This window comes from Acidimicrobiales bacterium, assembly GCA_035533095.1.
Classification (GTDB): domain Bacteria; phylum Actinomycetota; class Acidimicrobiia; order Acidimicrobiales; family Palsa-688; genus DATLUM01.
In genome coordinates this window covers 1-3486 of record DATLUM010000034.1, presented here as the reverse complement: position 1 = coordinate 3486, position 3486 = coordinate 1, and the positions used below count along the sequence as shown (strand labels likewise).

Genomic DNA, 3486 nt, shown 5'->3' with positions numbered 1-3486 from the left:
GGGGATTGGAGCCCAAGATAGCCCGGACGCGGGTGGGCACGGACCGGACGAGGGGCCGGACGACGGTTTTGCGCGTTGCGACGCGGAAAACGAGCGGACCGTCCGGGCGGCTGCCACACGGGTATCGCGGCCGGACGGACGACGGAGGGCGGGGGCTCGGCCCTCACCCCCTGCCCCTCTCCCACAAGTGGAGAGGGGAGAGAGACGCCGGGCTGAAGGACGAAGCCCACGGACGGGGCTGGAGCGCGGGTGGCGGGGAGTACGGCCGGCCGGCCGTGGTACCGACGTATTGTGTCAAAGACCATTACTGCCGCGCTGATAGACGAAGCCCCCTGAAAGGGGGCTGGGGAGGGTGCGCGGGCTGACGGCGGTTGGCGTGGCAGGATTTGCCTGCGCCGGGAACCGCTCCAATCCGTCGCCGCGCGGGTGGATCGCCGCCTTCCTCCGTCCGATTGACTGCGCGGACGATCCCACGCGGGAGTCCCATTGCCACTCACCGCTCCCGCACGGTTTGGCGTGTTCGCACTCGTCGACCCCGCTCCGGCCGTACAATCCGTGCAGGAGTGTGCGGCGTGGCGAAGACGAATGAGCAGGGTAAGATCCTCGAGCAACTGGTGGCCTGGCTGCACCAGGAGCCGGGTGTGGTGGTGCAGCACGATGTCCGCTTGGCCACGCTCGGGGGCGGGAAGCGCAAGCGGCAGTTCGACGTGCTCCTCACCAGCTACGTCGCCGGCCACCCGGTACGCCTGGCCATCGAGTGCAAGAACGAGCAGGGCCCGATTGGCGTGGAGAAGATCGACGCATTCAGGGGCAAGCTGGAGGCAGTCGGGATTCCGCCGTCGCTCGGCATCTACGTCTCGGCGGGCGGCTACACAGAGGGCGCGCTGGACGCGGCGCGCGGGGCCGGGATCAGGCCATTCACCTTCGAGGGTCTTTCGGCGGATCGGTTGTCCCAAGCGATCTCCAACGCGTTCCAGTCGGTCGTCGTGTTGCTGCCGTGCGTCACCGGGTTCGACCTCACCAACGACAACCACCTGCCCATCGGCAGCGTCGGGGAGGCCTTTCTGGTCTACGACGAAAAGGGACGGTTCGTTGGGAACATCGCCGATTTCGTGTGGCAGGCATGGCAGACCGGAGACCTGGAGCCGCGCATAGGCACCGCTTCCCTCCGTCTGGAGATTCCGGAGGGATGGCACTCGCTCATTGAGGGACGTCATTTACCGATTCGCGGGCTGGTAGTCCGAGTCGAGATACTCGCTCTCGTCATGACCGTGGAGGGAGAGGCCCGCCGGGCGGCGGTCGCCGCCGCCGACACCGGCGAGCCGGTGCGTCAGGTGATCGAGGCGACGTTCGAGACGCCGCCCGGCTTGTATGCACTGCGTGCGTTCCGGAGCGAAGATGAGCTGCGAGAGTATCTGACCTCCAGCGGGCTGGTGCATCTTGCCCACAGGGTGCGTTCACCCCGCATCAACTTCTGGAACATGATGTACTGGCCGCCGAGCCAGCGAGTCGCGGAAACCATCGCCGAGCAGATGCGGCTCTTTTCCGAGGGTCGTATCCCTGACCCGCGCCCGTTCAGCTTTGAGCAGATCGAGGGGCACGATCCGGCCAACGCCTGGGAGCCGATCGCCGACGAGTACCTGGCTGGTCTACAGGGGACCGAGGAGGGCGAACTGTGGCAACCCGGGTGACGAAGGTACCTACCAGATGGTGGGGCGACTATGCCCGACGCGTTGATCTGACGGTCTCAGAAGTGGGCGATCTGGTCCGGAGCGCAAGCAGGACCAGAGAGCGATTCCCGCACGTCAGGTTCCGCGTCACGGCCGTGGGACCGGAAGCGTACGTGGTCGGTACCGGGCTAGCAATCTGGGAAGTTGCCTGGCTTGCCCGCACCTACGGCGACGCCGAGACGGTTGCGGAGCAGATCTTCGCCGATCCCACGCTGGTCGCTGAGGGGCTGCGGTACGCCGCCGAGCACCCGGCCCAGGTAGATGCCGAGATCCGCCAGCACACCGAGGTGACGGTTGAGGAACTCAAGGCACTCCTGCCCGGCATCCAAATCATCGAGGACGACGAGGGCGGAGACGACGACGCCCGACGCAGCGAGTGAGGCTCTCGGGCTTTCTCCTCGACGTTCACGTACCGCTGTCCGTCGCCGACGGAGTACGGGCAGCACGCGCCGGTTGTCGCGTGGAGCACGTTGCTCACTGGCGCGGCGGCAAGTTTCGGGAAGACATCGATGGCCCGATATTGGAGGCTGCCGTTGCGGAGCGTCTGGCGGTGGTCACTTACGACGTGAACACAATTCCGGCGATCCTGCACAGGTGGCTCGCTGACGGTAGGTCGATCCCTCCGGTGGTGCTCATCTCGGCACGCAGTGGATCACCGGCAAGAGGAGCAGTGATCCGTGCGCTCGTTGAGTTGTACGACGATCCGTCGCCGTTCGAGTCGGACTACCCGATTGTTCACCGGTCGCTACGCTAGACTCTACCATCGACGCGACTAGCGCGCCGGATAAACCTCCACGTTGAGTCTACCTTCGCGGCATCCCTGACAACGTCGACATCGTGCGGATTTCAGACCGAATAGAGCGTCACCCGGCCGCGGGCAATCGCCTCGAGGAGGTCGGGGTTGCGCACGGCCGAGGGCACGACGAGGTCGACCGCACGGCCGACGAGGTCCTGCAGCGACTCGAGCAGGCCGAAGCAGGCGTCGGCGCAGGCGACCGGCTCCAGGTCCTCGAACTCGACCAGGAAGTCGAGGTCGCTCGCGGACGGGTCGAAGTCCGCTCGCGCCGCCGAGCCGAACAGCTCCAGCCGCCGCACGTGGAACCGGTGACACAGACGGGCGACGTCGGTGTGCCGCCGCTCGACAAGTGAGTTCATGGCTGCCGCCTCAAGCGGGACGTGCGATGCGCGGCGCGCGAATCCAAAGACGTCCGCTCGCTCAGCCGGACGGTGTCGGCGGATCGACCCACGAACGTCGTTACCGCCTGCTCCATCCGATCAGCTGCCGAGTCGCCGGTCGACCGGCGGTACGTCCCCATCATCTCAGCACGGCAGGCGCCGCTCCTGGGAGGGTTCACGACCTGACCTGAAGGCCGACCTGAACGAAGGCGCGGTCCGTCACGCCACCGAGATGCCGAGGAAGGATACGGGCGGCGAGGCGGCAGCGGAAGGCGCCCGCAGGGTGAGTCACGGCAAGACGTCCCGATTTTCGGTATGAATGTGTAGAATAATCCCTCGTGACTGTCACGATCTTGTAGCATTTGGCCTTCGCTATTAACATCCCTGTGACATGTTCAGCGTAATCTACGACGTAACGCACCTGCGCGTACCGCAGTCATTAGCTCTCCGCGTACCAGACCAACGTAAAGACCCCGGCCGGGGCACGCATATCTACGGTCGCCGCGCACCGCCCGCGAGTGGCCCTCGGTGTGGACGAGCGACCGTCTCCGAGACATGGGGATGCCATGCTTGACGGTCC

The 3486-nt window shown here is 65.9% G+C and carries 4 protein-coding genes; 3 read left to right on the top strand and 1 reads right to left on the bottom strand.

Annotated elements, in window-relative coordinates; translation table 11 throughout:
• Window positions 1-572 precede the first annotated feature (572 nt).
• The 3 genes from VNF71_03085 (at window position 573) to VNF71_03075 (ending at window position 2484) form a co-directional block, all read left to right on the top strand.
• A complete protein-coding gene (locus tag VNF71_03085; GenBank protein HVA73532.1) occupies window positions 573-1691 on the top strand; it encodes a restriction endonuclease in 1119 nt (372 codons plus the stop codon).
• A gap of 62 nt (window positions 1692-1753) precedes the next feature.
• Entirely contained in the window at window positions 1754-2110 is a 357-nt protein-coding gene (locus VNF71_03080; GenBank protein HVA73531.1) for a hypothetical protein, read from the top strand.
• Window positions 2107-2484, top strand: coding sequence for a hypothetical protein (locus VNF71_03075; protein HVA73530.1), 378 nt, complete (start codon window positions 2107-2109; stop codon window positions 2482-2484). Before VNF71_03080 ends, VNF71_03075 begins: the two co-directional genes overlap by 4 nt.
• Before the next feature lie 92 nt (window positions 2485-2576).
• Here VNF71_03075 and VNF71_03070 read toward each other — a convergent pair whose 3' ends face one another.
• Complete coding sequence (locus VNF71_03070) at window positions 2577-2885, bottom strand: nucleotidyltransferase domain-containing protein (protein HVA73529.1); 309 nt, start codon at window positions 2883-2885, stop codon at window positions 2577-2579.
• Between the last annotated feature and the right edge of the window lie 601 nt (window positions 2886-3486).

Bases quoted from the DNA above. Each gene is read 5' to 3' on its own strand.
- VNF71_03070 (HVA73529.1), bottom strand. From the start codon at position 2,885: ATGAACTCACTTGTCGAGCGGCGGCACACCGACGTCGCCCGTCTGTGT.